A 2,751-nucleotide genomic window follows, 5' to 3' on the forward strand; every position below is an offset into this window, starting at 1 on the left:
GGAGTGAACGAACCGCTGGTGTTCGGGTTGTCATGCCAATGGCATTGCCCGGTAGCTACGTTCGGAACTGATAAGCGCTGAAAGCATCTAAGCGCGAAGCAGGCCTCGAGATGAGTTCTCACTAGACTTTTAAAGTCTCTGAAGGGCCGTTGAAGACTACAACGTTGATAGGCAGGATGTGGAAGTGGTGTGAGCCATTAAGCTAACCTGTACTAATTACCCGTGAGGCTTAACCATACAACGCCAAACGCGTTTTATGACAGCGTAACAGACAGAAGTTAGTATACTAAAGTAGATTTACGATTATCAGATTTCCAGATTTTATGTAGGGTGAACCGCAGCGCTTAATGCGAAATAAGTTCACCTTGCGCAAAGGACTCGTAAGCGCGATGCGCTTTGTCGAGAATCCTTTCCACGCATTTTGCTTGGTGACAATAGCGTTTTGGACCCACCTGACCCCATGCCGAACTCAGTAGTGAAACGAAACAGCGCCGATGATAGTGTGGCATTTGCCATGTGAAAGTAGGACATCGCCAGGCTCCTAATTAGAGAAACCCGATTCGAAAGAGTCGGGTTTTTTGTTGCCTGTAGAAAAATAAAATACCCAACCAAGACCCCTACGACCTATATCCTTGTAGGCATAATACCATATATGGACTCTCTCCGATTGCAAGACAGTAATTGATAGAATTTCAAAGTTCATTGCTGCCATATATTCGGCTTTTTTATGAGCGGATTTATCCGCTCTAGCCCTGATGGATATCCGCCCCTATCACCTTATCAATCTCGACGGCTTCTAACAGCCTTTGGTATTATCAGGTTTAAATAGGACGGCTATGAACCGTTTTCCGTCAATCTCAATCTTTGCAATTTTTGCTATTGAACTTTTGTCTTTTAATTGCGGTTAATGTTTTTATACAAATTTGTACCTCTCTTGTTTTACGGTCATCGCCCATGCCATTCGCGCCATTTTATACCATTCCGCTTAATTAAGTGGTCTATTTTGAGGCAATAAAACCGCGTTGATAACAAGGCAAAAATTTAGTTATTTAGTTGTTCTCGGCAATTGCTCCTGCATTGCTCTACCTCCTGCATCCATGCAGTCGTAAATCAGAAATTTTTAACGCAGGTAGCGACTGGTTTGATCACTCAAAATGATTAAGTATTTTTGCGGATTGGTATTATTCGCTAATGCAACCACTGCTTTATTAAATGGCAGCCGCTCCCGCAGGTTATTTGCCCATAAGCTTACCTTGTCAGCTTTACTCCCCGATTTGACTAACGCAGCTCTGGCACCATTAATCAGCTGAGTTCGCAAATAAGTATTTCCTCGTTTACTTATTCCCTTTAACTTGGGGTTATCGCCAGTCGTATGCTGTTTGGCAACTAGTCCCAGCCAAGCTGCCATATGACGCCCACTTTTAAAGGTTTTACCATCACCTATTGCACTATACAAAGCTGTTGCGATGATGGGACCTATTCCTGTCATTGTTTCTAATTTCTGGCACTGCTCTATCTGATGGCTTAAAGCTTTTATCTCGCTATCCAAATCCGTGATTAACTTATCTACCTCAATTAATTCATCATACAAACTGGCTATATATCGACGAGACAATGGCGTTAACATGTTACTCGCATCTTCTAAAATATCGGGGATAGACTTTCTCACTTGATTAACGCCTTGCGAGAGGCTAATACCATATTCGGCTAAGAGGCCTCTGGTTTGATTCACTAAGGCCGTTCTACATTTTATTCGCCGCTCTCTTATACGGTGCAACAGTTGAATGTCTTGTTGCTCTACACTTTTTATTGGCACAAATCGCATATTCACTCGTTGTGAAGCTTCAGCTATCGCTTCTGCATCATTGAAATCATTTTTATTTCCTTTTCGGTAAGGGACTACATATTGTGGAGCGATAACTTTCACTTCATGACCATAGTTTTGAATACTTTGTGCCCAGTAGTTTGATGAGCCACACGCTTCCATGACGACAATTGCGGGCTCTAAATTACAAAAATACTCTTTCATGTTAGTGCGTTTGAGCTTTTTCTTTTTGAGCACTTTTCCCGAGTTTGATAACCAAACTAAATGAAAAATGTTCTTGGCGATATCTAATCCAATTGTTATTTTATTCATGTGACTCTCTCTACTTTGTTTACGCTAAAACTTACCCTAAACTACTATGGCGCATTATGACGCCGTTGGGGAGTGGAGAGAGTCCATTCCATTAATCCGCAAAAATACTTAATCATTTTGAGTGATCAAACCAGTCGCTACCTGCGTTAAAAATTTCTGATTTACGACTGCATGGATGCAGGAGGTAGAGCAATGCAGGAGCAATTGCCGAGAACAACTAAATAACTAAATTTTTGCCTTGTTATCAACGCGGTTTTATTGCCTCAAAATAGACCACTTAATTAAGCGGAATGGCATAAGCGCAAGGTGAAGAGACGTAGGAGATGTATGGACTCCTCCCCTAAATAGGGTAAGTACGGTATAAAGAAATTGCAAAACCACTTTTACCAATAAGGAATCCATACATGTCAAAATTTAACTTAATTTGTATCGACTTGGCAAAAAATGTTTTTCAAGTCGGTCAATTTTTTCATCAAAAACTACAAAGTAATAAAGCGGTAAGCAGAAAAGAGCTACTGTCGATACTCACCACGTCTCCTCGTTGTAAAGTTGTCATGGAATCATGTGGCGGTGCTCATTATTGGGCACGCAAAGCGCGTAGTGTTGGTCATGAA

The 2,751-nt window shown here is 41.4% G+C and carries 1 protein-coding gene, 2 rRNA genes and 1 pseudogene; 3 read left to right on the forward strand and 1 reads right to left on the reverse strand.

Annotation, left to right across the window (positions count from 1 at the left end; translation table 11 throughout):
* Nucleotides 1–237: ribosomal RNA gene (locus LPA49_RS22010) — 23S ribosomal RNA — on the forward strand; the annotation flags it as partial.
* Between the two features lie 187 nt (nucleotides 238–424).
* Nucleotides 425–539 (forward strand): 5S ribosomal RNA (rrf, locus tag LPA49_RS22015).
* Nucleotides 540–1,120: 581 nt separating this feature from the next.
* Here rrf and LPA49_RS22020 read toward each other — a convergent pair.
* Nucleotides 1,121–2,137 (reverse strand): IS110 family transposase, encoded by a 1,017-nt coding sequence (locus LPA49_RS22020; RefSeq protein ID WP_230237766.1) that lies wholly within the window; start codon nucleotides 2,135–2,137, stop codon nucleotides 1,121–1,123.
* A gap of 404 nt (nucleotides 2,138–2,541) precedes the next feature.
* Here LPA49_RS22020 and LPA49_RS22025 point away from each other — a divergent pair.
* Nucleotides 2,542–2,751, forward strand: a pseudogene (locus LPA49_RS22025) (IS110 family transposase); the annotation flags it as partial.

The organism is Pseudoalteromonas sp. MB41 (assembly GCF_020966275.1).
Lineage (GTDB): Bacteria > Pseudomonadota > Gammaproteobacteria > Enterobacterales > Alteromonadaceae > Pseudoalteromonas > Pseudoalteromonas lipolytica.